The organism is Streptomyces cyaneus (assembly GCF_004028635.1).
Taxonomy (GTDB): domain Bacteria; phylum Actinomycetota; class Actinomycetes; order Streptomycetales; family Streptomycetaceae; genus Streptomyces; species Streptomyces cyaneus.
In genome coordinates this window covers 71131-94746 of record NZ_RQJW01000007.1, presented here as the reverse complement: position 1 = coordinate 94746, position 23616 = coordinate 71131, and the positions used below count along the sequence as shown (strand labels likewise).

Annotated in this window: 25 protein-coding genes and 1 pseudogene; 16 read left to right on the top strand and 10 right to left on the bottom strand. The window is 70.2% G+C overall.

The window, feature by feature from the left end; all coding sequences use genetic code 11:
- Positions 1-71: 71 nt before the first annotated feature.
- Positions 72-1205: a DUF2786 domain-containing protein gene (locus tag EHO50_RS25875; RefSeq protein WP_128433611.1), complete on the top strand. Its 1134-nt coding sequence runs from the start codon at positions 72-74 to the stop codon at positions 1203-1205.
- 15 nt (positions 1206-1220) lie between these two features.
- Here the strand turns inward: EHO50_RS25875 and EHO50_RS25870 are convergent, their stop codons facing one another.
- The 4 genes from EHO50_RS25870 to rpmB form a co-directional block, all read right to left on the bottom strand.
- Positions 1221-1745 carry a DUF4232 domain-containing protein gene (locus EHO50_RS25870; RefSeq protein WP_128433610.1) on the bottom strand — a complete coding sequence of 175 codons (525 nt, stop codon included), beginning with the start codon at positions 1743-1745 and terminating at the stop codon, positions 1221-1223.
- Positions 1746-1820: 75 nt separating this feature from the next.
- A complete protein-coding gene (locus tag EHO50_RS25865) occupies positions 1821-2309 on the bottom strand; it encodes a hypothetical protein (protein WP_425472272.1) in 489 nt (162 codons plus the stop codon).
- Between the two features lie 160 nt (positions 2310-2469).
- A complete protein-coding gene (rpsN, locus tag EHO50_RS25860; RefSeq protein ID WP_128433609.1) occupies positions 2470-2775 on the bottom strand; it encodes a 30S ribosomal protein S14 in 306 nt (101 codons plus the stop codon).
- Positions 2775-3011, bottom strand: a complete 237-nt coding sequence (gene rpmB / locus EHO50_RS25855; protein WP_126393989.1) for a 50S ribosomal protein L28 — start codon at positions 3009-3011, stop codon at positions 2775-2777. Before rpmB ends, rpsN begins: the two co-directional genes overlap by 1 nt.
- Before the next feature lie 61 nt (positions 3012-3072).
- Here rpmB and rpmG point away from each other — a divergent pair, with 61 nt between their 5' ends.
- The 5 genes from rpmG to EHO50_RS25830 all read left to right on the top strand — a co-directional run bounded on the left by rpmG (position 3073) and on the right by EHO50_RS25830 (position 6072).
- Positions 3073-3237: a 50S ribosomal protein L33 gene (rpmG, locus tag EHO50_RS25850; protein ID WP_015658813.1), complete on the top strand. Its 165-nt coding sequence runs from the start codon at positions 3073-3075 to the stop codon at positions 3235-3237.
- Between the two features lie 8 nt (positions 3238-3245).
- Positions 3246-3503 carry a type B 50S ribosomal protein L31 gene (locus tag EHO50_RS25845; protein WP_128433608.1) on the top strand — a complete coding sequence of 86 codons (258 nt, stop codon included), beginning with the start codon at positions 3246-3248 and terminating at the stop codon, positions 3501-3503.
- A gap of 3 nt (positions 3504-3506) precedes the next feature.
- Positions 3507-4712 (top strand): CobW family GTP-binding protein, encoded by a 1206-nt coding sequence (locus tag EHO50_RS25840; RefSeq protein WP_128433607.1) that lies wholly within the window; start codon positions 3507-3509, stop codon positions 4710-4712.
- Positions 4713-4718: 6 nt separating this feature from the next.
- Complete coding sequence (gene rpsR, locus EHO50_RS25835; protein WP_128433606.1) at positions 4719-4952, top strand: 30S ribosomal protein S18; 234 nt, start codon at positions 4719-4721, stop codon at positions 4950-4952.
- A gap of 901 nt (positions 4953-5853) precedes the next feature.
- Positions 5854-6072 carry a DUF397 domain-containing protein gene (locus EHO50_RS25830; protein WP_217207196.1) on the top strand — a complete coding sequence of 73 codons (219 nt, stop codon included), beginning with the start codon at positions 5854-5856 and terminating at the stop codon, positions 6070-6072.
- 97 nt (positions 6073-6169) lie between these two features.
- On the opposite strand, the gene EHO50_RS25825 is transcribed toward EHO50_RS25830, so the two are convergent.
- A complete protein-coding gene (locus EHO50_RS25825) occupies positions 6170-6688 on the bottom strand; it encodes an ATP-binding protein (protein ID WP_128433604.1) in 519 nt (172 codons plus the stop codon).
- A 354-nt stretch (positions 6689-7042) separates the two neighbouring features.
- On the opposite strand from EHO50_RS25825, the gene EHO50_RS25820 reads away from it, so the two are divergent.
- From EHO50_RS25820 to EHO50_RS25800, 6 genes and pseudogenes are all read left to right on the top strand, one after another.
- The gene (locus EHO50_RS25820) at positions 7043-7867 is read left to right on the top strand and encodes a helix-turn-helix domain-containing protein (protein ID WP_128434018.1); all 825 of its coding nucleotides are present in this window, start codon (positions 7043-7045) and stop codon (positions 7865-7867) included.
- 122 nt (positions 7868-7989) lie between these two features.
- Positions 7990-9450, top strand: coding sequence for an aldehyde dehydrogenase family protein (locus EHO50_RS25815; protein ID WP_128433603.1), 1461 nt, complete (start codon positions 7990-7992; stop codon positions 9448-9450).
- Positions 9451-9504: 54 nt separating this feature from the next.
- A pseudogene (locus tag EHO50_RS45210) lies at positions 9505-9678 on the top strand (type II toxin-antitoxin system prevent-host-death family antitoxin); the annotation flags it as partial.
- A gap of 204 nt (positions 9679-9882) precedes the next feature.
- Positions 9883-10524 carry a PadR family transcriptional regulator gene (locus tag EHO50_RS45205; protein WP_167517978.1) on the top strand — a complete coding sequence of 214 codons (642 nt, stop codon included), beginning with the start codon at positions 9883-9885 and terminating at the stop codon, positions 10522-10524.
- Between the two features lie 73 nt (positions 10525-10597).
- Positions 10598-11563 carry an ATP-binding cassette domain-containing protein gene (locus EHO50_RS25805; RefSeq protein WP_164904940.1) on the top strand — a complete coding sequence of 322 codons (966 nt, stop codon included), beginning with the start codon at positions 10598-10600 and terminating at the stop codon, positions 11561-11563.
- Between the two features lie 2 nt (positions 11564-11565).
- Positions 11566-12321, top strand: a complete 756-nt coding sequence (locus EHO50_RS25800; RefSeq protein ID WP_128434017.1) for an ABC transporter permease — start codon at positions 11566-11568, stop codon at positions 12319-12321.
- Between the two features lie 28 nt (positions 12322-12349).
- Here the strand turns inward: EHO50_RS25800 and gad are convergent, their stop codons facing one another.
- The gene (gene gad / locus EHO50_RS25795) at positions 12350-13762 is read right to left on the bottom strand and encodes a glutamate decarboxylase (protein ID WP_128433600.1); all 1413 of its coding nucleotides are present in this window, start codon (positions 13760-13762) and stop codon (positions 12350-12352) included.
- 58 nt (positions 13763-13820) lie between these two features.
- A complete protein-coding gene (locus EHO50_RS25790) occupies positions 13821-15107 on the bottom strand; it encodes an ion channel protein (RefSeq protein ID WP_128433599.1) in 1287 nt (428 codons plus the stop codon).
- Positions 15108-15239: 132 nt separating this feature from the next.
- On the opposite strand from EHO50_RS25790, the gene EHO50_RS25785 reads away from it, so the two are divergent.
- The gene (locus EHO50_RS25785) at positions 15240-16001 is read left to right on the top strand and encodes a MerR family transcriptional regulator (protein ID WP_128433598.1); all 762 of its coding nucleotides are present in this window, start codon (positions 15240-15242) and stop codon (positions 15999-16001) included.
- 32 nt (positions 16002-16033) lie between these two features.
- On the opposite strand, the gene EHO50_RS25780 is transcribed toward EHO50_RS25785, so the two are convergent.
- Positions 16034-16399 carry a YbjQ family protein gene (locus EHO50_RS25780; protein WP_128433597.1) on the bottom strand — a complete coding sequence of 122 codons (366 nt, stop codon included), beginning with the start codon at positions 16397-16399 and terminating at the stop codon, positions 16034-16036.
- 136 nt (positions 16400-16535) lie between these two features.
- Here EHO50_RS25780 and EHO50_RS25775 point away from each other — a divergent pair, with 136 nt between their 5' ends.
- Entirely contained in the window at positions 16536-17507 is a 972-nt protein-coding gene (locus EHO50_RS25775; protein WP_128433596.1) for a DedA family protein, read from the top strand.
- 96 nt (positions 17508-17603) lie between these two features.
- Here the strand turns inward: EHO50_RS25775 and EHO50_RS25770 are convergent, their stop codons facing one another.
- Both EHO50_RS25770 and EHO50_RS25765 read right to left on the bottom strand, forming a co-directional pair.
- On the bottom strand, positions 17604-19238 hold the full coding sequence (locus EHO50_RS25770) for a threonine/serine exporter family protein (protein WP_128433595.1): 1635 nt from the start codon (positions 19236-19238) through the stop codon (positions 17604-17606).
- Positions 19239-19354: 116 nt separating this feature from the next.
- Positions 19355-19846: an inorganic diphosphatase gene (locus EHO50_RS25765; protein ID WP_031487466.1), complete on the bottom strand. Its 492-nt coding sequence runs from the start codon at positions 19844-19846 to the stop codon at positions 19355-19357.
- Between the two features lie 79 nt (positions 19847-19925).
- Here EHO50_RS25765 and dacB point away from each other — a divergent pair, with 79 nt between their 5' ends.
- Both dacB and EHO50_RS25755 read left to right on the top strand, forming a co-directional pair.
- Positions 19926-21560: a D-alanyl-D-alanine carboxypeptidase/D-alanyl-D-alanine endopeptidase gene (gene dacB / locus EHO50_RS25760; protein WP_246101438.1), complete on the top strand. Its 1635-nt coding sequence runs from the start codon at positions 19926-19928 to the stop codon at positions 21558-21560.
- A gap of 804 nt (positions 21561-22364) precedes the next feature.
- Positions 22365-23501: a zinc-dependent metalloprotease gene (locus tag EHO50_RS25755; RefSeq protein WP_128433594.1), complete on the top strand. Its 1137-nt coding sequence runs from the start codon at positions 22365-22367 to the stop codon at positions 23499-23501.
- Positions 23502-23616: the final 115 nt, after the last annotated feature.

Here is a 23616-nt window from a genome sequence, read left to right as displayed (position 1 = left end):
ACCCCGCGTCACAACGGAATTTCCCCGGCCGCCCCAGCCGGGCCGCGCTCGCCCCGTGGCACCATCGCCGGGTGAGCAGCACGAACAGTTCGAGCGATACGCCCGGCCCCGTCGACCGGGCCTTCGAGTACGCCCTCTACGCCGACACCGACACCGCCCTCGACACCGGCGCCTCCCTCCTCGCGGCCGACCCCGCCGCGGACGCCGAACTCGACCGGCGCGGGCAGGAGTTCCTCGCGGCGGCCTGGCGACGCGGCTGGCAGCCCGCCGACGTCGTACGGCTGGTACGCCGCGACCTGGACGACGTACACGTACGACTGCTCGCGGCGCTGATCCGCTCCCAGGCGCCGTACGACCGCCCCCGCGGCCCCCGGTGGACGGCGCAGCTCGACGACCTGCCCGCCGAAACCCCACCCCGAACCGACCGCTTCTCGCACGCGACGGCCGTCCTGGAGCTGTACCGCCTGCTGCTGCGTCTGCCCGCGCTCGAACCCCTGGATGAGCAGGCCGGGCCGCCGACCAGGCACCCCAAGCCCGCGTCCCGCATGCTCACCCGCATCCGCGCCCTGCTGGCGAAGGCGGAGGCGACCGGCTTCCCGCAGGAGGCGGAGGCGCTCACCGCCAAGGCGCAGGAGCTGATGGCACGGCACAGCATCGACGAGGCACTGCTGGACGCGCAGGCGCCGTCGCACGACGCGCCCGGGGCCTGCCGGATCGGGGTGGAACCGCCGTACGAGCAGGCGAAGGCCGTCCTGCTGGACGCGGTGGCGACCGTCAACCACTGCCGGGCCGTGTGGAACGAACCGTTCGGCTTCTCCACGGTCGTCGGTTTCGAGGCCGACCTGGAGGTGGTCGAACTCCTCTACACCTCGCTCCTCGTGCAGGCCACGACGGCGATGACGAAGGCGGAGGCGGCCCAGCGTGCGGGCGGCCGCAAGCGGACCAAGACCTTCCGGCAGTCGTTCCTGGCGGCCTACGCCCACCGCGTCGGAACCCGGCTGCGGGCCGCCGCCGAGACGCCGGTGACCGACGACCTGCTCCCGGTCCTCGCCTCCCGCGAAGTGGCGGTCACCGACCGGCTGGACCGCATGTTCCCGGAGACGACCACGACCCGCCTGCGCGGCGTCAGCGACGAGGCGGGCTGGGTCGAGGGCGCGGAGGCGGCCGACCGGGCGCAGATGGCCCACCGCCGGCCGCTCGACTGAACCGCGTCGGTCGCCTCAGTCGCCGGACTGCTGGAACCCGCTCACCGAGGCGTTCGGGGCCTGCCCGTCGCTCTTCAGCGCGACATCGCCGTACGACCACTTGAAGCTGTGCGGCTTGCTGGACCCGGGCAGATGGATCTCCACCTTCCCCACGGCGAGGCTCGTGCTGCCGCCCTTCTCGCCCCGGACATAGGTGAGGGTGAAGGACGTGGAGGCTTCCTTCACGAGGGTCGTCTTCTTCGCCCCCGCGGCCTTGTCGGTCGGGACGTCGGTCACGGTGTCGCCCGCGGAGAGCTCGACGGCGGGCAGCCCGTCCAGGGTGCACTCGGCGCCGCTGCGGTTGGTGATCGTGACGGGCACGTTGCCGGTGTCCCCGGCGGCGGGGGCGGCGTTGGCGGGCCCGAACTGCACGGCCACCTTGTCGGCGCAGGAGGAACCGGCCGTACTGTCCTTGCTGTCGGCCTCGCCCCCGCCGTCGTCGCAGCCGGTCAGGAGCAGGGCCGCGGCGAGGGCGGCGACGGTGAGGGAAGTGGCGCGCATGGGTCCTCTTGGAGTTACGCCGGTGACCGGACGGCAATCACCGAACTGATCGGGCGGACGTTCACTGATCAAACATCACGATCCCAGGCCGGCCGTAGGCAGCCCCGTAGGCAGCCCCGTAGGGAGTTTCCCGCCCTGCGCCTTGGTGTAGGTCTCCGCGCCGAGAGCGCCCTCCCAGGTCACCTTCAGCTGCGTCTTGCCGACGGAGTCGACCATCCCGACCGCCCGGTCCTTGTTGCCGTCCGGGCACTTGAGGCGGACCATCCGCATCCCGTCCTGCTCTCCGGCGCTCCCGCTGCACACGGTCCCGCCGGTGGTGAAGAGGGCGGCCTCCGTGCCGGTGACGACCAGCACGACCGCCTTGCCGTCGGTCGTGGCCAGCCAACTGCCCTCCAGGTCACCGGAGGCCGAGCCCGACCCCCCGGTCCCGCCGCCGGTGTCGGCACCGGCGGTCGCGGAAGCACTGGGGCTGGTGTCGTCCTTGGAGTCGGAGTCGCCATCGCCGCTGCACGCGGTCAGCGCGAGCGCGCCCGCCAGGGACGCGGCCACGACCGCGACCCGCATCCGTCGGCCCGACATCGTGCGCGTACGCGAGAAATTCGCCGAGGTCACTGGAGGCTCCCAAGCTGTAGCGGTCGGCATACGGCCGAGCCGGCCCACCGGGCCGAAACGACCGCAGCAAGTTACCAGGGAGTCGTAGCCGGATCTTCAGGACCTGCCGGACTTACCAGGACGCCTTGCGCACCCCCGGCAGATACCCGGCGTGAGCCTGCCCGCGCAGGCTCACGCGGGACAGCCCGAACGCACGGAAGTACCCGCGCGGCCGCCCGTCCACCTGGTCCCGGTTCCGCACCCGCGTGGCGCTCGCGTCCCTCGGCTGCCGCCGCAACTCCCGCTGCGCGGCGAGCCGTTCGGCGTCCGTGGACGACGGCCGACGGATGATCCCCTTCAGCTCGGCCCGCCGCTCGGCGTACCGTGCGACGACCTCCTGCCGCTGCTCGTTCTTGGCGATCTTGCTCTTCTTGGCCATCAGACCTTCACTCCCCGCGCGCGGATACGGGCGACGGCCGCCTCGACGCCGATGACGTCGACCGTCTTGATCCCCTTGGCGCTCAGCCGCAGCCGCACATGGCGGCCCTCGCTCGGCAGCCAGTAGCGCTTGGTCTGGATGTTGGGGTCGAAACGGCGGGAGGTCCGCCGATGTGAGTGGGAAATGGTGTTGCCGAAACCGGGCTGGGCGCCGGTCAGCATGCAGTGGGCGGACACGGTGACGAACCTCTCCTCAAGCGCAGCTGTTAATGGAATTCATTTTCAGTAAGATAGCAGCATGGCACGCAACGAACTCCGCCCGGTCATCAAGCTCCGGTCCACCGCCGGCACCGGCTTCACCTATGTGACCCGTAAGAACCGCCGCAACGACCCGGACCGCATGACCCTGCGCAAGTACGACCCGGTCGCCGGCCGCCACGTCGACTTCCGAGAGGAGCGCTGACCACCGCCATGCGCAACGGAATCCACCCGTCCTACGGCCCTGTCGTCTTCCGCGACCGCGCCGCGAACCACGCCTTCCTGACCCGCTCCACCCTGGCCGGTGTGCCCACCGGCAAGACGATCGAGTGGGAGGACGGCAACACCTACCCGGTCGTGGACGTCGAGATCTCGAACGTCAGCCACCCCTTCTACACAGGCACGGCTCGCGTCCTGGACACCGCCGGCCGCGTGGAGCGCTTCGAGCGCCGGTACGGGAAGCAGGGCTGAACCGTGCCCGACCTCTCCGTCGTCATCGTCGGCGGGCTGCACACCGACGCCCGCCGGGCGGCCGTGGCGCACCTGCTCGCCGACGTCCCCGACAGCGTCGTACTCCACCACGACCTGGCGACGGCCACCGCCGGCACGGTCGTACGCACGATCCGCGACGCCACCGGAATCGTGACCGCCGGCGAGACGCCGCTCGTCAACGACTGCGCATGCTGCGCCCTGCGCGAGGACCTGGTGCCGGAACTGATCCGGCTCCGGGACACCGGCGGCACCCGTATGGCGATCGTCGAACTGTGGGACTCGGTCGAACCCAAGGCCATGGCCGAGGTGGTCACGGCCGGCGGGCTCACGCTCACCGGCGTGATCACCGCGGTCGACCCGGCGCTGGTCCTGCCCTACCTGGGCAACGGCGACGACTTGGCCGAGCGGGGCCTGGCGGCCGCGCCGACCGACCAGCGCACGGTGGCCGACACCTTCGCGCGCCAGCTGGAGTACGCCCCCGTCCTCGCCATCGCCGACTCCGAGGAGGCCGACGAGGAGGACCGCGAGCTGCTCGCCCAACTCCACCCCACGGCGCGCCAGGTCCCGATCGCCCACAGCGACCCGGCGGACACACCCGCCCTCGGGTCACCCGCCGACCTGACGGTTCCGCCGCCTCGCCGCCGCCGACTCTCGCCCCTCTCTCAGGCAGCCCTGGCCGGCTTCGACGTCGAGTCGGCCGCCGCCGCCCAGCACCCGGCGTGCGCCCTGCTCCCCGCCGAGGCCGACGCGCACGGCGTCGCCACCCTCGTCTGGCACCGCCGCCGCCCCTTCCACCCCGAGCGGCTGTACGAGGCACTGGAGGACCTGACCTGCGCGGCAGCCCGCAGCCGGGGCCGATTCTGGCTCGCCGACAAGCCCGACGTCCTGCTCCACTGGGACGCCGCAGGGGGTGCCCTGTGCGTGGAGAGCGCGGGCCCCTGGCTCGCCTCGCTCCCCGACGCGGCCTGGGAGATGGTCCCGCCGGTACGCCGGGCCGCCGCCGCACTGGACTGGCACCCCGAGCACGGCGACTGCTGCCAGCACCTGGTCTTCACGTCCCCCGCCCTGGACCGCGACGGCCTGGAGCAACTCCTCGAATCCTGCCTCCTGACCGACGCCGAGTACGCCGCCGGCCGCGACGCCTGGAAACAACTCCCGCCCGCCTTCGACACCCTCCTGGAGGTCTGACTCCCGATGCCCCGCAAGCCCGACCGCAAGCCCACCAAAAACCGCCCCAACCCTCTGGACCAGGCCAAGATCACCTACATCGACTACAAGGACACCGACCTCCTGCGAAAGTTCATCTCCGACCGCGGCAAGATCCGCAGCCGCCGAGTCACCCGAGTCACGGCCCAGCAGCAGAAGCAGCTGGCCAGGGCCATCAAGAACGCGAGGGAAATGGCCCTCCTGCCCTACGCGACCCGCTGAGCCCACCCCGCGCCGCCAGCCACCGCCGACTGGCCAGCGCCAACGCGCGGCCCTCTGGGGGCCTGCGGCCCCCAGACCCCCGCTTCGGCCCTGAAGGGGCCTCGTCCTCAAACGCCGGACGGGCTGGATGATGCGGGCCTGCGCCGGGAAGTGACCGTCAGCGCCGCAGGGCAGATCAGACACCGGACGGGCTGGATGATGCGGGCCTGCGCCGGGAAGTGACCGTCAGCGCCGCAGGGCAGATCAGACACCGGACGGGCTGATTTGCCTGGGCCGGCACTGCGAAGGGGCCGCGAAGTCCCCCGGCCCTCGGCGGGCGTACCCCCACGGGCCCGCAGTCGCGTACGGCGGGAAGGGGACGTGTCGGGGGGTGTCCGCCCGCAGTGGCCGGCGTCAACACGCGGCACCTCTTGGCTTAAGGGGACCGCCGGTCCGAGGACGGACACCCCCCGGCGCGGCCCCGACCCACACCGCACCCGCAGGCGCTACGCGCACCCCCACCGGATGGCAACGGGCCGCCGCAGGCATCCCCATCTCACAGCCGGACAGCCGTAACCGCTTGAAGTGTGGAACAGAAAGGGCGCGGAACGCGTCTGTTCCTAATACACGGGGGATTTGAACCGGACGCATGTGATGCGCACCCTGGGGCATGCGCTGGAACGCATGAAGAGCCGCGTACGTCACAGGAGTAACCGCAGGAACACCCCGCGTGCACGTGCATCTGCTCATGCAGCTGCAAGTGAACAGAGCTATGATCCGGGAGCAGTTGACCACTGCATCACCACTGCACTCACTGCACTCACTGCACTCACTGCGCATCACTGCACCACCTCTCGCATCAATGGCCTCGAGCCACCGCACCACCGGGGAGCGACCTGTGGACCACGACGTGTACAACGGCATGGCAGCCACGGATCTGAACGGGGTGGCCTGGCAGAAGAGCAGGCACAGCAACTCGCAGGGCTCCTGCGTGGAGTTCGCGCGACTGCCCGGCGGCGACGTGGCGGTGCGCAACTCGCGCTTCCCGGACGGCCCGGCCCTCGTCTACACCCGCGCCGAGATCGAGGCGATGCTGCTGGGCATCAAGGACGGCGAGTTCGACCACTTGGTCGCGGGCTGAAGAAACATCCTGCAACCGGGGCACAATGCAGGGCATTCGGCGCCAATCGGAGCCGTAACGCGCGTAGAACCGCGACGCCATCGAGCGCCGCGCTTCATCAGTCCGTCGGCCCCGCTCCAGCCCCGGACCCCGCCACCGCGACCTGCCCCGCCTGCAGCCGGAACAACGCCCAGACCACCTTCCCGCTCAACGTCCCCGCAAGCGGATGCCAGCCCCAGCTGTCACTGAAGGAGTCGACAAGGAACAACCCCCGCCCGGACTCCGCCGAGAAGTCATCGGAATCGCGCGCGACCGGACTGTCGTGGCTGGGATCGCGCACCGCGCACACCAGCCGCTCGGTCCACCGCATCAGATGCAGCCGCACGGGCGGCGCCTGCTCGCACATTCGCTGCGCGCCCGCCGGCAGCGCATGCCGCAGCGCGTTGGTCACCAGCTCGGAGACCACGAGGCAGACGTCGTCGAAGCGATGGCCCAGTTCCCACTGGTCAAGGGTGCGACGCGTGAACTGCCGCGCCTCGCGCACCGCTTCGTAGCGGGCGGGCAGAGCACAGGAGGCGGCGTTGGAGACGGCTGCGGGATCCAGCGGCGGAAGGCCCTGCCGTAACGGCTCGAGCATGGTCGATCCATTCGTCCCCATGCGAGGCACTCCCGGGAGTTCGCGGTCGTTGCGATGCAGCGGTTGCGCGGGACCATGGTTTCCGATGCGCAGAGCAGATGCAAGGGCAGATGCACGTGCACGTGACCGAATTGGACGTTCCCGTACCGCTTGTTGGCCATTTTTTCCGCCAACTTCACTCCCTCTCCTTGTCTTCTGCTTGCTCCTCCCTGACAGGAATCCTTCTCTTCTTTCCATCTCTGTAATCGGACGAGTACTGCTCGAAGTGATTTAGTGGCAGACTGCGGGCCCTGAAGACGGTTGGGGAGGCTGGCGAACGTGAGCGCGGGAGAGCCCGGATCGGTGGTGCGGCGCATGCTGCTCGGCTCGCAACTGAGGCGACTGCGGGAAGCGCGCGGGATCACGCGCGAGGCGGCGGGTTACTCGATCCGCGCCTCCGAGTCGAAGATCAGCCGGATGGAGTTGGGCCGGGTGAGCTTCAAGACGCGAGACGTCGAAGACCTGTTGACGCTGTACGGCATCACGGACGAGGCGGAGCGCACCTCGCTTCTCTCCCTGGCCCGCGAGGCCAACGTCGCGGGCTGGTGGCACAGTTACTCGGACGTCCTGCCCAGCTGGTTCCCCACCTACGTCGGCCTGGAGGGCGCGGCCAGCCTCATCCGCGCGTACGAAGTGCAGTTCGTGCACGGCCTGTTGCAGACCGAGGCGTACGCGCGCGCGGTCGTGCGGCGCGGCATGCAGGGCGCGAGCCAGGCAGACGTCGAGAAGCGGGTCGCGCTGCGCCTGGAGCGGCAGAAGTACCTCGTCTCCGAGAACGCTCCCGAGTTCCACATCGTCCTGGACGAGGCGGCCCTGCGCCGCCCCTACGGCGACCGCGAGGTCATGCGCGGGCAGCTCCAGCATCTGATCGAGATCTCGCAGCATCCGAACGTGCGCCTGCAGATCATGCCGTTCAGCTTCGGCGGTCACTCCGGCGAGTCCGGCGCCTTCACCATCCTCAGCTTCCCCGAGTCCGACCTCTCGGACGTCGTCTACCTGGAACAGCTCACCAGCGCGCTCTACCTCGACAAGCACGAGGACGTCGCCCAGTACGAGAAGGCGCTGAAGGAGCTTCAGCAGGACAGCCCGGGTCCGGACGAGAGCCGGGATCTTCTCCGAGGTCTCCTTCAACTCTCTTGAAACACAAGTACGATGACGTGTGATCAGACCGTGGAGACGATCAAGGCCGGTCAAGCCCGATCAAGGCGATCAAGGCGTCCGTGATCAGTCGATCGGGTGTCCGCTAGGGATTGAGGGATCACATGTCGTCCTACTTCACCGACCTGGCTCAGCAGTACATCGACGGTGAGTGGCGCCCGGGCACAGGCTCCTGGGACATCATCGACTTCAATCCGTACGACGGCGAGAAGCTGGCGTCGATCACCATAGCCACGGTCGACGAGGTGGATCAGGCCTACCAGGCGGCCGCCCGCGCCCAGAAGCAGTGGGCTGCGACCAATCCGTACGCCCGTCGCGCCGTCTTCGAGAAGGCGCTGCGTCTGATAGAGGACCGCGAGCAGGAGATCGCCGAGGTGATCATCGCCGAGCTCGGCGGCACCCGGCTGAAGGCGGCCTTCGAACTCCACCTGGCCAAGGAGTTCCTGCGCGAGGCGATCCACCTGGCGCTGCGCCCCGAGGGCAAGATCATCCCGTCGCCGACGGACGGCAAGGAGAACCGCGTCTACCGCGTGCCGGTGGGCGTAGTGGGCGTGATCAGCCCCTTCAACTTCCCCTTCCTGCTCTCGATCAAGTCGGTCGCCCCGGCCCTCGCGCTCGGCAACGGCGTGGTCCTCAAGCCGCACCAGAACACCCCGATCTGCGGCGGCTCCCTGGTCGCGAAGATCTTCGAGGACGCGGGCCTGCCCGCAGGTCTCCTCAACGTCGTCATCACGGACATCGCGGAGATCGGCGACGCCTTCATCGAGCACCCGGTCCCGAAGGTCATCTCCTTCACCGGCTCCGACAAGGTCGGCCGCCACGTCGCCACCGTCTGCGCCTCGCTCTTCAAGCGCTCGGTCCTCGAACTCGGCGGCAACAGCGCGCTGGTGGTCCTCGACGACGCCGACATCGACTACGCGGTCGACGCGGCGGTCTTCAGCCGGTACGTCCACCAGGGCCAGGTCTGCATGGCCGCGAACCGGGTCCTCGTGGACCGCTCGGTCGCGGACGAGTTCACCGAGAAGTTCGTCGCCAAGGTGAAGACCCTCAAGGTCGGCGACCCGCGCGACCCCGAGACCGTCATCGGGCCGGTCATCAACTCCTCCCAGGCGGAGGCGATTTCGGCCACGGTCGAGCAGGCGATCGCCGAGGGTGCGACGGCCCTGGTGCACGGCACGACGACGGACAACCTGGTAGAGCCCTCCGTCCTCACGGACATCCCCGCCGACTCGGCCCTGCTCCAGCAGGAGGTCTTCGGCCCGGTCGCCTTCCTCGTCCCGTTCGACGGCGAGGAGGAGGCCGTACGCCTCGTCAACGACACCCCGTACGGCCTGAGCGGCGCCGTCCACACCGGGAACATCGAGCGGGGCGTGAACTTCGCCAAGCAGATCGACACCGGCATGTTCCACGTGAACGACGGCACGGTCCACGACGAGCCGATCGTCCCCTTCGGCGGCGAGAAGCACTCCGGCCTCGGCCGCCTGAACGGCGAGACGATGCTGGACGCGTTCACGACGATCAAGTGGATCTCGGTGCAGCACGGGCGGAGCGGGTTCCCGTTCTGAGGCGGTTGACGCCGGTACGTCCGGCAGGCATGCATCCAGGTGTTCACCAGGTGCATGTCTGCTACGTATCCCGTCGCTGAGGCGCGGGCCAAGCTCGACGAACTCGCCCGCCGAGCTGCCCAGTACGAGCGCATCACGCTGACGGACCACGGGGCCCCGGCGGCCGTTCTCATCTCCCCGGCCGAGCTGGAGGACCTCGAGGACGCCCTTGTGCTGGCTCACCTGGAGCGCGACCGGGCGCTCGGTCGGACCAAGCAGCCCGCCCGCACGCCGAGGCACGCCGCGCACTGCTCCAGGCCGCGGGGAGGGCGATCCCATGCGTGCCGGCGAGCTCCGCGGGCCCCTGACCAGCCCGCCGAGTCCCGGGCCCGAGAGGACCCGCGCCTGGGGTGGACCTCCACCCCGACCGGCCCCGGCTCTAACCTGGACCGCATGTCAGCGATCCGTCTCCTCGTGCTCGGCGCGGTCCGGCAGCACGGGCGGGCCCATGGGTACCAGGTGCGCAACGACCTGGAGTACTGGGGCGCGCACGAGTGGTCCAACGCCAAGCCCGGCTCGATCTACCACGCCCTGAAGCAGATGGCGAAGCAAGGGCTGCTGCACGCGCACGAGATCGCGCCGTCCACGGCGGGCGGACCGCCGCGCGTGGAGTACGAACTCACGGACGCGGGCACCGAGGAGTACTTCGCGCTCCTGCGGGAGGCGCTGGTCACGTACGACCAGCGGGGAGACGTGAAGACGGCGGCCCTCGGCTTCATGGTCGACCTGCCGAGGGCCGAGGCGGTGACGCTCCTGAAGGAGCGGACCCGGCGGATCGAGGAGTGGCGGGCCTCCGTAGTGGCCCACTACGTGCCCGAGGACGGGCCCGAGCAACTCGGCCACATCGGCGAGATCATGAACATGTGGGTCCACACGGCGGACTCCGAGGGTGAGTGGACCAGCGGGCTGATCGAGCGGCTCGAGCGAGGTGCCTACACGTTCACCGGCGAGGGCGACCCGTTCGTCGGCGTCCTGGCCGAGGATCAGGAGAACCCGTACGCGACGGGGGAGCGGCATCCGGAGGATGGGCGCTAATCAAGTTTGACCAATCGAGTGCGGGGTATTAGCTTCGAGCTGGTAGTCAAGTTTGACTAGCGAGGGAGTCTCAGTGGCCGACACGGCGATCACCGTCGAAAAGGCACGCAAGAAGTACGGCGGCACAGCCGACAGATACGCACTGGACGGGCTCGACCTCACGGTCGCGCGCGGCACGGTGCACGCAGTGCTCGGGCCGAACGGCGCGGGCAAGACGACCCTGGTCCGGATCCTGTCCACCCTCCTGCGGCCGGACAGCGGCCGGGTGGAAGTGGCGGGGCACGATGTCGTGCGCCAGGCGTATGACGTACGCCTGCGCATCGGGCTCCTCGGCCAGCACGCCGCCCTGGACGAGGAGTTGGGCGGCCACCAGAACCTGGAGATGTTCGGCCGCCTCTACCACCTGGGCGCCCGCCACGCGCGCGTGCGTGCCGCGGAGCTCCTGGAACGCTTCGGCCTCGCCGACACCGGCCGCAAGCCGGTGAAGCAGTACAGCGGCGGCATGCGGCGGCGCCTGGACCTGGCGGCCTCACTCATCACCGACCCGGAGGTGCTCTTCCTGGACGAACCCACCACCGGCCTCGACCCCCGGGGTCGCGCCGAGGTCTGGTCCGCCGTCCGCTCCCTGGTCGGCGGCGGCACGACGGTCCTGCTCACCACCCAGTACCTGGAGGAGGCCGACCAGCTCGCCGACCGCATCTCGGTCGTCGACGCCGGCCGCGTCATCGCCGACGGTACGGCGGACGAGCTGAAGGCGTTGACCGGCGGCGACCGCATCGACGTCGTCCTGCGCGACGCCGGCCACCTGGGCGCGGCCGTCGCCCTGTTGCCCGTACCGAAGGACGACGTGCGCGTCGACCCCGACCGCCGCCTGCTCAGCGCCCCGGTCACCGACCGGATGGCGGCGCTCTCCGGCGTCGTACGGGCCTTGGAGGAGGCCGGAATCGAGGCGGAGGACGTGGCGCTGCGCCGGCCGACGCTGGACGAGGTGTTCCTGCACCTCACGGGAGACGACCGCCGAGTGAAGGAGCCCGCATGAGCATGAGCACCTACGCCCTGACCGACTCCTGGACCATGACCCGCCGCGAACTCGCCCACTGGGCGCGGCAACCCGTGCAGGTCGTGGTCAACCTGGTCTTCCCCGTGATGCTGCTGCTGATGTTCGGCTACCTCATCGGCGGTGGCCGGGGCGTCCAGGGCTCCTACATCGACTATGTCGTCCCCGGCATGCTCGCGCTCACCATGGCCTTCGGCCTGGAGGGCACGATGATCGCCGTCACCCAGGACCTCAACAAGGGCGTGGTCGACCGTTTCCGGTCCATGCCGATGGCCAACGGGGCGGTACTGGTGGGCCGTTCGGTCGCCGACATGCTCCAGTCGGCGCTGGCCCTGTTCGTCCTCATGGGCGTCGGGTACGCGCTCGGCTGGCGCGCGGACGGCGGCCCGGGGGCCTTCCTGGGCGCCGTAGGGCTTCTTCTGTTCTTCCGGTTCGCCATGCTGTGGATCGGCATCCACCTGGCCCTGGTGGCCGGCAAGCCGGAGATGGTGCAGGCGGTGCAGATCCTGGTCTGGCCGATCGGTTTCCTGTCCAACGCCCTCGCGCTGCCCGAGACCATGCCCGGCTGGCTGGGCACGGTCGTCGAGTGGAACCCGATGTCGCACACAGCGACCGCCGTGCGGCACCTGTTCGGCGGTACGGGCACGGAGCACGTGGCGGCGGCGATCGTATGGCCGTCGGTGCTCCTGGCCGTGTTCTTCCCGTTGGCGGTGCGGCGGTTCGCGCGCCTGAGCCGTTAGCGGCCGTCGGTAGCCGTCCCGCAGCCGCCTAGTGGTGGAAGCCGGTGGCCGCCCCCTTGTCCTGCGTCAGGGGATGCGGCTGCCGGCGCAGCTCCGGCAGCAACAGGCCCAGGTCCTCCACGAACAGCTCGGCGAGGTCGGCGGAGAAGCCGTTGCGGCAGACGACCCGCAGGACGGACAGGTCCTCGCGGTTCGGCGGGAAGGTGTACGCCGGGACCAGCCAGCCCTTCTCGCGCAGCCGCCGGGAGACGTCGAAGACGTCGTAGGCCGTCACGTCCGGCCGGGTCGTGAAGGCGAACACCGGGAGTTCGTCGCCCCGGGTCAGCAGCCGGAAGTCGCCGAGGGCCTCGACGCGTTCGGCGATGCCTCGGGCGACGTCCCTGGTGGTCTGTTGCACGGCCCGGTAACCCTCGCGGCCGAGGCGCAGGAAGGTGTAGTACTGCGCGACGACCTGGGCGCCGGGCCGGGAGAAGTTGAGCGCGAAGGTCGGCATGTCGCCGCCCAGGTAGTTGACGTGGAAGACGAGTTCCTCGGGCAGGGCCGCCTTGTCGCGCCACAGCGCCCAGCCGACACCGGGGTAGACCAGCCCGTACTTGTGCCCCGAGGTGTTGATGGAGACCACCCTCGGCAGTCGGAAGTCCCAGACCAGGTCCTCGTCCAGGAAGGGCGCGACCATGGCGCCGGACGCGCCGTCGACGTGCACCGGGATGTCGAGACCGGTGCGTTCCTGGAGTTCGTCGAGGGCGGCGCACAGGTCGGCGATCGGCTCGTAGGAGCCGTCGAAGGTGGAGCCCAGGATGCCGACGACGCCGATGGTGTTCTCGTCGCACAGCGCGGCCGCCGCCTGCGGATCGAGGTGGAAGCGGTCGCCGTCCATGGGGACCTGCCGGGCCTCCACCTCCCAGAAGTTGCAGAACTTGTCCCAGCAGACCTGGACGTTGACACCCATGACCAGATTGGGGCGGACGTCATGGGCGGGATAGCGGTCGGCGTTGCGCTGCGCCCACCGCCGCTTGAGCGCCATCCCGGCGAGCATGCACGCCTCGCTCGACCCGGTCGTCGAACAGCCCACGGCGGCCGACGGGTCGGGTGCGTTCCACAGGTCGGCGAGCATCGCGACACAGCGCCGCTCCAGCTCTGCGGTGCGCGGGTACTCGTCCTTGTCGATCATGTTCTTGTCCCGGCACTCGCCCATCAGGACACCGGCCTGCGGCTCCATCCAGGTGGTGACGAACGTGGCCAGATTGAGCCGGGAGTTGCCGTCCAGCATCAGCTCGTCGTGGACGAGTTGGTACGCCGTCGTGGGCGACAGGGGAGTGTCCGGCAGCCGGTGCTTGGGCGGGGCCTGAGTCATGCCGCCGACCGGATTCGCCTCCCCGTAGAAGGGGTTGACGGACAATGGGCGCTCGTCGGGCTTTTCGGGGCCTTTGTGCAGCGGCATGGGCTTTCTCCTGAGTCTCCTGGAGGGGTTCGACGGGGGTCGGCGGGGGTCGGCGGGGTCAGCGGATCGGGGTTCCGTCGCCGCGCAGCTGCATCTGGGGGCGTCCGGTCACGAGCAACCAGGCAGGCAGCGAGGCCATGCACAGCAGGGCGATGACCGTCGGCGAGGACACCAGCACGGCGGCCGTGAACAGGCTCACCCAGCCCTGCCGGGTGATGGCGAGCAGCATGCCCAGCACGCCGCAGGCGACACCGACGGCGGGATGGACGTCGGGCACGAGGGCGTGGGCACACAGTCCGAGGGCGGCGCCGGCGAACACGGCCGGGAAGATCCGCCCGCCGCGAAAGCCGCAGGACGCGGCGACCAGCAGTGCGGCCAGCTTCACCACCGTCATCGTCGCGAACTCCCCGGCCGACCAGCGGTCGGGATCGGCCGCGATCTCCCCGACCTCGTCCAGCCCCTTGAAGAGCGTGAGATGGCCGCCCAGCGCGGCGAGCAGGCCCAGCACCAGCCCGCCGACCGGAAGCGCCACCATCGGATGCCCCAGCCGCGCGAACGCGCCGTGGACATACGGAAAGGCGCGGACGGCGCACATACCGAGCAGCGTGGCGACGGACGCGACCACCAGCGCCGCCAGCAGATCGCCCCAGCCGGGCCGGCCGAAAGCGGGCAGGTGCAGATCGAAGCTCGGATGCGCCACCAGGGTGGTCGTCAGTGCGCCCGCGGCGGCGGCGACGAGCGGCGCGAAGACGTTGTCCCACAGCGCCCCCTTCAGCTGCCGCCCGGCCAACGCCTCGGACAGGAGCAGCGCCGCCGCCACCGGCGTACCGAACAGGGCGCCGATCGTCGCCGCCTCCGCCAGCGCCGCCCACAGGCCGCCGGGCGCCCGGGGAACCAGCCGTCGACCCAGCCAGAAGGCGAGGCCCACGTTCACGGCGATGATCGGGTTCTCGGGGCCCAGACTCGGCCCGCCCGCGAGCATCAGCGCGGTCGCCAGCACCAGCCCCGGCAGTACGGCGGGCGGCAGCACGGGCGCGTCAAGGCCGGTCGTGGCCGGGTCAGGCCCGGCATGCCCCGGAACCTTCCACACCACCAGCCCGACCGCCACGCCGGTCGCGGTGAGCATGGCGACCATCCACAGCGCGGAGTACCGGCCCACCCCCAGCGCGTCGGGCAGGTTCCGCCACAGCACGTCCTGGAGCTCCTCGGCCGCCACGCTCACCCCGAGCAGGAGCAGACTCGCGCCCACACCCACCACGAGAGCGGGCAGGATCAACGGCAGCAGCGCGCGGGCCGGGGTCGCCGGGGCGGCGGCGGGTAACTGCTGCACGGTCTCCTGGGCCACGGGCTCACGATAAACGGGCAAAACGGGCACTACACCCTGAGGGAGGCGGGCACGACACCCGGAGGAAAACGGGCTTGCACCTCACGTGGCGTGAGGACTCACCGTGGAGTGCGTACCGAGAAAGGAGCGGAAGTGAGCTACTCCGTGGGACAGGTCGCCGGCTTCGCCGCAGTGACGGTGCGCACCTTGCACCACTACGACGACATCGGCCTGCTCGCGCCCAGCGAGCGCAGCCACGCGGGCCACCGGCGCTACAGCGACGCCGACCTCGACCGGCTGCAGCAGATCCTGTTCTACCGCGAACTCGGCTTCCCGCTCGAGGAGATCGCCGCCCTGCTCGACGACCCGGCCGCGGACCCGCGCGCACACCTGCGCCGGCAGCACGAGCTGCTGACCGCCCGGATCGAGAAGCTGCAGAAGATGGCGGCGGCCGTGGAGCACGCCATGGAGGCACGCAAGATGGGCATCAACCTCACGCCGGAGGAGAAGTTCGAGGTGTTCGGGGACTTCGACCCGGACCAGTACGAGGAGGAGGTGCAGGAGCGCTGGGGCGACACCGACGCCTATCGGCAGTCGCAGCAGCGGGCGGCCTCCTACACCAAGGAGGACTGGCTGCGGATCCAGCGCGAGGCCGACGAACTCACCCGGCGTTTTGTCGCGCTGATGGAGGCCGGTGAGCCGGCGGACTCCGAGGCGGCCATGGACGCCGCCGAGGAGCACCGCCAGGGGATCTCCCGCAACCACTACGACTGCGGGTACGAGATGCACACCTGTCTCGGCGAGATGTATGTCGCGGACGAGCGGTTCACCCGGAACATCGACAAGGCCAGGCCCGGTCTCGCGGTCTACCTGAAGGACGCGATCCTCGCCAACGCGGCCCGTCGCACCTCGTGATACCTGGCCCGGGAGCCCTATGGCCCTACGGCCTACTCCCGGGCCAGGACCACCGCGGTCCCGTAGGCGCACACCTCGGTGCCCACGTCTGCCGCCTCCGACACGTCGAAGCGGAACGCCAGTACGGCATTCGCTCCACGCGCGCGTGCCTGCTCGACCAGCCGCAGCATGGCCTGGTTGCGGGTCTCCACGAGGGTCTTGGTGAGCCCCTTGAGTTCACCGCCGACCAACGACTTCAGCCCGGCGCCGATCTGACTGCCGAGATGCCGTGAGCGCACCGTCAACCCGAAGACCTCGCCGAGAACCTCTGTGACCCGGTGGCCGGGAATGTCATTGGTGGTCACTACCAGAACGTCGGGCTGGGGCTCCTGCCCGCCGCCGTACTCATCGATGCCCATGAATCACAGCTTTGACCCAGCAGGGGCACAGTGCATCCTGAGGGGGTCCATGGAACCTGGGCGGCCAGTGCAGCGTTGATAATTTGACCAGCCAGCCCCAGCCCGCCCGTCCCCACCCAGCAGGAGCCACAATCCCGTGACCACGCTTGCGCTCGGCCCCGAGTGGCTCGACCCGAACTATCTGATCGAGACCTTCAGCCTCCCCGGCATCCTGCTGATCGTCTTCGCCGAGTCGGGCCTCTTCGCGTTCCTGCCCGGCGACTCCCTGCTCTTCACGGCGGGCCTCTTCGTGGCGCAGGGGCAGTACATCAGCCAGCCGCTGTGGCTCGTCTGCACGCTCATCGTCCTGGCCGCCGTCATCGGCGACCAGGTCGGCTACATGATCGGCAAGTTCCTCGGCCCGAAGCTCTTCAGCCGCCCCAATTCCAAGCTCTTCAAACAGGAGAACCTGGACAAAGCGCACGAGTTCATGGAGAAGTACGGCCCCAAGGCGATCGTCCTGGCCCGCTTCGTGCCCATCGTGCGCACCTTCGCCCCCATCGTGGCGGGCGCCGGCCGCATGCGGTACCGCACGTTCCTCACGTTCAACGTCATCGGTGGCATCGCCTGGGGCACCGGCGTCACCCTCGCGGGCTACTGGCTCGGCCAGATCGATTTCATCAACAAGAACGTCGAGGCGATCCTCGTCCTGATCGTCTTCGTCTCCGTGGTCCCGATCATCATCGAGTACCTGCGAGAGCGCGCCAAGAAGAAGCGCGCGGCCGCGGAGGCCCCCGCCGCACAGACCCAGCAGGCCCCCCGCATGGACGACGCGACGACCCAGCTCCGCCGCATCCCGTCCGACGACCAGCCCCAGCAGCAGTACGGCAACCAGCCCCAGCAGTACGGCAACCAGCCCCAGCAGCACGGCAACCAGCCCCAGCAGCACGGCAACCAGCCCCCGCAGCAGTACGGCAACCAGGAACAGCAGTACGGCAACCAGGGCCAGCAGTACGGCTATGACCAGCAGTACTACGACCAGCAGCCCCAGCAGCAGCCGTACGCCCAGCAGTACCCGCAGGGTTACGGCCAGCAGAACCAGCAGTACCCGCCGAATCAGGGCTACTGAAGCGCCCTCAAGGGGCGCGGGGAACTGCGCGACAAGCCACCAACAACCCGCAGCCGCCGTCGGAGAGAACCAACCGAGTTCATAGGCGTCCGGCGCTCAGAATCCCCGCGTCCGCTTGGCAGCCCGCCGCTTCTCAGGCGACCCGATCCGCAGGAACAACCGCGAGATCTCAGACCCGAGGTTGACCCCAATAGCAATGGCCATGGCCAAAGAAGCCGCCGTGGCCAGCGAGACAAGCCCCGAATCCACCTTGTTCTGCGCGATCGACAACAGCCCGAAATACGTGGCTGACCCTGGCAACAGGGGCCCGATCGCCGCCGTGGTGTACGGCAACGCCGACGCGAACCGATACCGCGCCATCAGCTGCCCGAACAACCCCACCAACCCCGCCGCGACAGCCGTAGAGGCAACCGGCGACAGCTCACCGGCGTAGTGCAGCGCGCCGTACACCACCCACGCGACACCGCCGTTGAGGGTCACGGCGAGCACGGTGGACCGTTCCTGCTGGAGCAGCACCGCGAAGGTCAGCGACAGCAGCATCGACGCGCCGATCTGCCAGTACGGCCGCTCCGAGATGTTCAGCGCCGCGTCGGGGTCGAGCTTGGCGCCCAGGTTCACGCCGAAGTACAGGATCACCAGCACACCGACGACGATGCCGACGAAGAAGTACATGACCTCCAGCAGGCGCGCGGACGCGGTGATGTAGAAGCCGGTCAGCCCGTCCTGCACGCCTGCCACCAGCGCCCGCCCGGGCAACAGCGCGAACAGCCCACCGGTGATGACCGCGGAGGCCTTCACGTCGACGTGTGCCAGCGTCAGCGCGACCCCGATCGCGGCCGGCGGCATCGCGGCCACCGTGAACTGGTAGAACTCCGGCAGCCCGCGCCCCGCGCACAGCCACGCCAGCCGGTCGCCGAGCATCGCGCCCAGCATGGCCGCGATGAAGACGATCACGTCACCGCCGACCAGCACGGAGGCCGCGCCCGCGAGCAGCCCGCTCGCTCCGGTGAGCACCCAGGTCGGGTACGGGTGCCGGTTGCGGCGGATCTCCGCGAGCCGACCGTAGGCCTCCTCCAGGGAGATGTGGCTCTCCGGGTCGCTGAGGTCGTCCACGAGCTGGTACACGGCGGCCAGGCGCGTGTAGTCGGTGCCGCGCCGCCGTACCGTGCGCGACGCCGACACCGGATCGTCCACCAGCGACGGCTGGTACGAGATCGACAGCAGGGTGAAGGTGACGTTCGGCTCGCAGCGGTCCAGGCCGTAGGACCGGCAGACCGCGAACATCGCCGCCTCGACGTCCTCCGCGCCCTCACCGCCCGCCAGCAGCAGCTCGCCGATACGCAGGGTCAGGTCGAGCACGCGCGGGACGGCCGGACCCTCCTCCTCCGCCTTCGGCATCCGCTCCGGCGCGGGCCGCTCGGCCACCGGCATGCGCAGCATCGTCCGCATCCGGTCCTGCCAGGGCAGGTCCTTGGTCAGGCTGATCTTCGGTATGCCGGTCGCGGGCGTGAACGCGGGTGAGGCGTCCTCGACGCTGTAGAGGCTCGGCGTGCTGAACGCCGAACCCTCGGGTTCCGGAGACGGCGACTGCGGTACGCCCAGCCCCTTGGGGAGGGCGAACTCGGACGTGGTCTCCGACTCGCTGTCGCCTACTACCTCCACACCGGCGGGTGGCGTGAAGGCCATCCTCGCCTCGTCCGACTGCGGCTTGCGATCCTCCACGTCCGTCACGTGCGTAGCACTCCCTGTACGACACCTCCTGCCGCACTCAGTATGCGCACAGACACGCGAACGGGCTGCACGCGCACGCGTGCAGCCCGTTCACATGGCCGGAAGCCAGTGGCGCCTCAGTGGCCGCCCTGGTCCTTGAAGCGCTTGTAGGACCGCTCGATCTCGGCCTCGGCCTCGGTGCGGCCCACCCAGTCGGCGCCCTCGACGGACTTGCCGGGCTCCAGGTCCTTGTAGACCTCGAAGAAGTGCTGGATCTCCAGGCGGTCGAACTCCGACACGTGGTGGATGTCACGCAGGTGCTCCACGCGCGGGTCCGTCGCCGGCACGCACAGCAGCTTGTCGTCGCCGCCGGCCTCGTCCGTCATCCGGAACATGCCGATCGCGCGGCACTTGATGAGGCAGCCCGGGAACGTCGGCTCGTCCAGGATGACCAGCGCGTCCAGCGGGTCGCCGTCCTCGCCGAGGGTGTTCTCGACGAAGCCGTAGTCGGTCGGGTAGGCGGTCGAGGTGAAGAGTCGACGGTCCAGGCGGATCCGACCGGTCTCGTGGTCCACCTCGTACTTGTTCCGCGAACCCTTCGGAATCTCGATCGTGACGTCGAACTCCACCGGTGGCTCCTCCATGATCAGCACATAGTTCTGGTGGTTAAGTGTCCCTCACGCAGGTGTGTGATCGCGAAAGGGGCTGGTGGTCGTGCCAGAGCTGAGGCCGTGGCGAGCCGCGAGACCGCATGTGACGCGGGTCGCGGGCGCCGTACGACCCCGTCTGACACGGGCCGCAGAGGCCGTACGCCCACGTCTCGCACGCGCCGCGACGGCCGCCAAACCACGGGTCGCACGGCTCGCTCGAGCCGTCTCCCCGCAGGCCGCGCGCATCGCGAGGCCGAAGACCTGGCAGTACACCGCGGGCGCCGCCACCGCCGGACTGGCGCTGGCCGCCGGAGTGGTGACCGCCGCCGGCCCCTGGGACTCCACCGGTCAGCGTACGGCCGAGCGGGACCGGGCGGTCGCCCTGGAGCGCACGGGTGGCACAGATCACGGCCGTAATGCTGATACGTCCGATACCTCCGACACGGCGGCCGAGGCGCCCCGTCCCGCCCCCAGCGCGGCCTCCGTCCTCACCGGCCTGGGCGGTGGCATCAGCACCGTGAAGCCGGCCCCGAACGCCAAGGCCCTCGCCGGCCTCCTGGGCCCGCTCCTGGACGTCCCGGAGCTCGGCGCCCACCGGACGGCGGCGATCGTGGACGTGGCCACCGGCAAGCGCCTCTACGGCGACGGAGCCTCCGAGGCCCTTACTCCCGCCTCGACGACGAAGATCGCCACCGCCGTGGCCGCCCTGGCCGCGCTGGGCCCCGACCACCGCCTCACCACCCGCACCGCCCTGGAAGCCGACACCAAGGAACTGGTCCTGGTCGGCGGCGGCGACCCCACGCTGACGGCCCGCAAGGAGCCCGAAGGCTGGGCGAGCCTGCGCGAGCTGGCCGACCGGACGGCCCAGGCGCTGAAGAAGCGGGACCTGCGCGAGGTCACCCTCTCGTATGACAAGACGCTCTACGCCGGCCCCGAACTGCACCCCATCGGAAAGAACGGCAACCTCGCCCCGGTCAGCGCCCTCACGGTCGACGAGGCCCGCACGGACGACTCCACCAGCGGCCCGGTGAAGCGGATGGACGACCCTGCGAAGGACGCGGCGGCCCAGTTCGCGGCGCTCCTCGCGGACCGCGGCATCAAGACCACCGCGCCCGGCCTGTCGAAGGCGACGAACCGAGCCGAGTCCCTCGCCGAGGTCACCTCGCCCCCGCTGTCCTCGCTGGTCGAGCGCATGCTCACCAACAGCGACAACGACCTCGCCGAGCACCTGGCCCGCCAGACCGCCGTGGCGAGCGGCGTGCGCGCCGACTTCGACGGCGCCGGCGACGCGATCGGCGCTCAGCTGAAGAAGCTCGGCCTGCCGGTGAAGGGCGCCGACTTCAAGGACGGCAGCGGCCTCAACCGCGACGACAAACTCACGGCGGACCTGCTCACGGCCCTCCTGGCCAAGGCGGCCGACCCGACCCACCCCGAACTCCGCCCGGCGCTGACCGGCCTCCCCGTGGCCGGCTTCACCGGCACCCTGACCAGCCGTTACACCGATGGCGCGGCCGGCATCGTCCGAGCGAAGACCGGCACCCTGAACGGCGTGAACTCCCTGGCCGGCACGGTCGTGGACCAGGACGGCCGCCTGCTCGCCTTCGCGTTCCTGTCCACGGGCGCGGACACGGAGGCGGCCCGAGCGGCACTGGACCGAACAGCAACAGCCCTGGCGTCGTGCGGCTGCGCCTAACCACCGGCACGGCCTGATCCCACCCCGCCACACCACAGCGGGCCCGCCACTGCCGCGGCAAGTCCGCTACTGCCGCACCGCAGCGGGGCCCGCGCTTCCGCCGCGCCGCAGCCGGCCCGCTTCCGCCGTGCCGTAGCGCGTCTGCCGCTGCCGTGCCGCAGCAGTCCGCTCCCGCGGTGGGCAGCGTTTCGCTCCCTCCGTGCGGCAGCTGGTCCGCTCCTGCCGTGTCGTAGCGGTCTGCCGCTGCCGTGCCGCAGCAGTCCGCTCCCGCGGTGGGCAGCGTTTCGTTCCCGCCGCGCTGCAGCGGGTCTGCCACTGCCGCGCTGCAGCGGGTCCGCTCCCGCCGTGGGCAGCTCGCTCCGGCCGCGCCGCAGCAGTCCCCTCCTGCCGTGGGCAGCTCGCTCCGGCCGCGCCGCAGCAGTCCCCTCCTGCCGTGGGCAGCACGCTCCTGACGCGCCGCAGCAATCCGCTCCCGCGTGGGCAGCGGCCCGCTCCCCGCCGTGCCGTAGCCGGCCCGCTCCCGCCGTGCCGCAGCCAGTCCGCCACCGTCGCGCGCTGCTGCCCACCGCAAGCAGTCCCGCCGCTGCCCACCACAGGCAGTCGCGCCGCTACCGCCGTGGGCAGTCGTTCCGCAGGGCGGAACGGGTGGGCACGGCCTGCAGCGCCGGGTGCCGGCCGAGCAGACGCCCACCCCTGCCGACCCATGTACGCCACCCACAACCCCGAGCACCTTCAAAGCGCACCGACGACCCCGCAAACCCCCACGGCCTGCCCCAAGTGGGAACGCTCACGTACGGTTGACACATGACGAGCATCGGTGGTGCCGAGATGGTCGACTGGAATCTCGCGGTGGCGACCGCGACCCGGCTCGTACGGCCGGGCCCCGAGGTGAGCCGCGACGAGGCCCGGGCCGTCGTCGCCGAGCTGCGCCGACATGCCAAGGCCTCGGAGGAACACGTCCGGGGCTTCACTCGTATGGGCACGGAAGTCACCCACGACACCCCCGTCCTCGTCGTCGACCGCCCCGGCTGGGTGCGGGCGAACGTCGCCGGGTTCCGCGAAATCCTCAAGCCCCTCCTCGACAAGATGCAGGAGCGCCGCGGCGGCAGCCCCGGCGGCGCGGTCCTCGGCGCCGTCGGCGGCAAGGTCACCGGCGTCGAACTCGGGATGCTGCTGTCCTTCCTGGCCTCCCGTGTCCTCGGCCAGTACGAGACCTTCGCCCCGGCCACCCGCGAACTCCCGGCCGGCGGCCCCCCTGATGCACCGAGCGGCGGCCGACTCCTGCTCGTCGCCCCGAACATCGTGCACGTGGAGCGCGAACTCGACGTACAGCCCCACGACTTCCGCCTGTGGGTGTGCCTGCACGAGGAGACGCACCGCACCCAGTTCAGTGCCGTGCCCTGGCTGCGGGACCATCTGGAGGGCGAAATCCAGTCTTTCTTGGGGGAGACGGACGTCGACCCCATGACCGTCCTGGAACGCATCCGCGAGGCCGCGCAGTCACTCGCCGGTGGCCGGCCCGAGGCCGAGGAGGACGACGGCGGACGGTCCTTCGTCGAACTGGTCCAGACCCCGGCCCAGCGGGAGATCCTCGGCCGCCTCACCGCCGTGATGTCGCTCCTGGAGGGCCACGCCGACTTCGTGATGGACGGAGTCGGACCGCAGGTCGTGCCGACCGTCGCCGAGATCCGCGAGAAGTTCCAGCAGCGACGCGCCAAGGGCGCCTCGCGACTGGACATGGCCCTGCGCAAGCTGCTCGGTCTGGATGCCAAACTCAGGCAGTACCGCGACGGCGAACGCTTCGTACGGGCCGTCCACGACCAGGTCGGCATGGACGGCTTCAACCGCGTGTGGACCTCCCCGAACACCCTCCCGACCAAGGCGGAGATCGCCAAACCGGCGGATTGGATCGCGCGGGTGCACCGCAAGGCCGAGTCGTGAATCGCGCGCCGCGTTGTGCATCTCATACGAACGTCGTGAACCGAATCCGGCCGACGGCAGGCGAACGCCCCTTCAATCACCCGTCCGAGGGACCGTGAGCCATGGGTAGGCGTGC

Excerpts from the sequence above, each read along its gene's own strand:
- EHO50_RS25820 (WP_128434018.1), top strand. The coding sequence starts at position 7,043 with ATGCTGCTCGGCTCGCAACTGAGGCGACTGCGGGAAGCGCGCGGGATC.
- EHO50_RS25870 (WP_128433610.1), bottom strand. The coding sequence starts at position 1,745 with ATGCGCGCCACTTCCCTCACCGTCGCCGCCCTCGCCGCGGCCCTGCTC.
- EHO50_RS25825 (WP_128433604.1), bottom strand. The coding sequence starts at position 6,688 with ATGCTCGAGCCGTTACGGCAGGGCCTTCCGCCGCTGGATCCCGCAGCC.
- gad (WP_128433600.1), bottom strand. The coding sequence starts at position 13,762 with ATGCCGCTGCACAAAGGCCCCGAAAAGCCCGACGAGCGCCCATTGTCC.
- EHO50_RS25800 (WP_128434017.1), top strand. The coding sequence starts at position 11,566 with ATGAGCACCTACGCCCTGACCGACTCCTGGACCATGACCCGCCGCGAA.
- EHO50_RS25815 (WP_128433603.1), top strand. The coding sequence starts at position 7,990 with ATGTCGTCCTACTTCACCGACCTGGCTCAGCAGTACATCGACGGTGAG.
- EHO50_RS25865 (WP_425472272.1), bottom strand. The coding sequence starts at position 2,309 with ATGCGGGTCGCGGTCGTGGCCGCGTCCCTGGCGGGCGCGCTCGCGCTG.
- rpsR (WP_128433606.1), top strand. The coding sequence starts at position 4,719 with ATGCCCCGCAAGCCCGACCGCAAGCCCACCAAAAACCGCCCCAACCCT.
- rpmG (WP_015658813.1), top strand. The coding sequence starts at position 3,073 with ATGGCACGCAACGAACTCCGCCCGGTCATCAAGCTCCGGTCCACCGCC.
- EHO50_RS45205 (WP_167517978.1), top strand. The coding sequence starts at position 9,883 with ATGTCAGCGATCCGTCTCCTCGTGCTCGGCGCGGTCCGGCAGCACGGG.
- EHO50_RS25780 (WP_128433597.1), bottom strand. The coding sequence starts at position 16,399 with ATGGGCATCGATGAGTACGGCGGCGGGCAGGAGCCCCAGCCCGACGTT.
- rpsN (WP_128433609.1), bottom strand. The coding sequence starts at position 2,775 with ATGGCCAAGAAGAGCAAGATCGCCAAGAACGAGCAGCGGCAGGAGGTC.
- EHO50_RS25755 (WP_128433594.1), top strand. The coding sequence starts at position 22,365 with ATGACGAGCATCGGTGGTGCCGAGATGGTCGACTGGAATCTCGCGGTG.
- EHO50_RS25830 (WP_217207196.1), top strand. The coding sequence starts at position 5,854 with ATGGCAGCCACGGATCTGAACGGGGTGGCCTGGCAGAAGAGCAGGCAC.
- EHO50_RS25845 (WP_128433608.1), top strand. The coding sequence starts at position 3,246 with ATGCGCAACGGAATCCACCCGTCCTACGGCCCTGTCGTCTTCCGCGAC.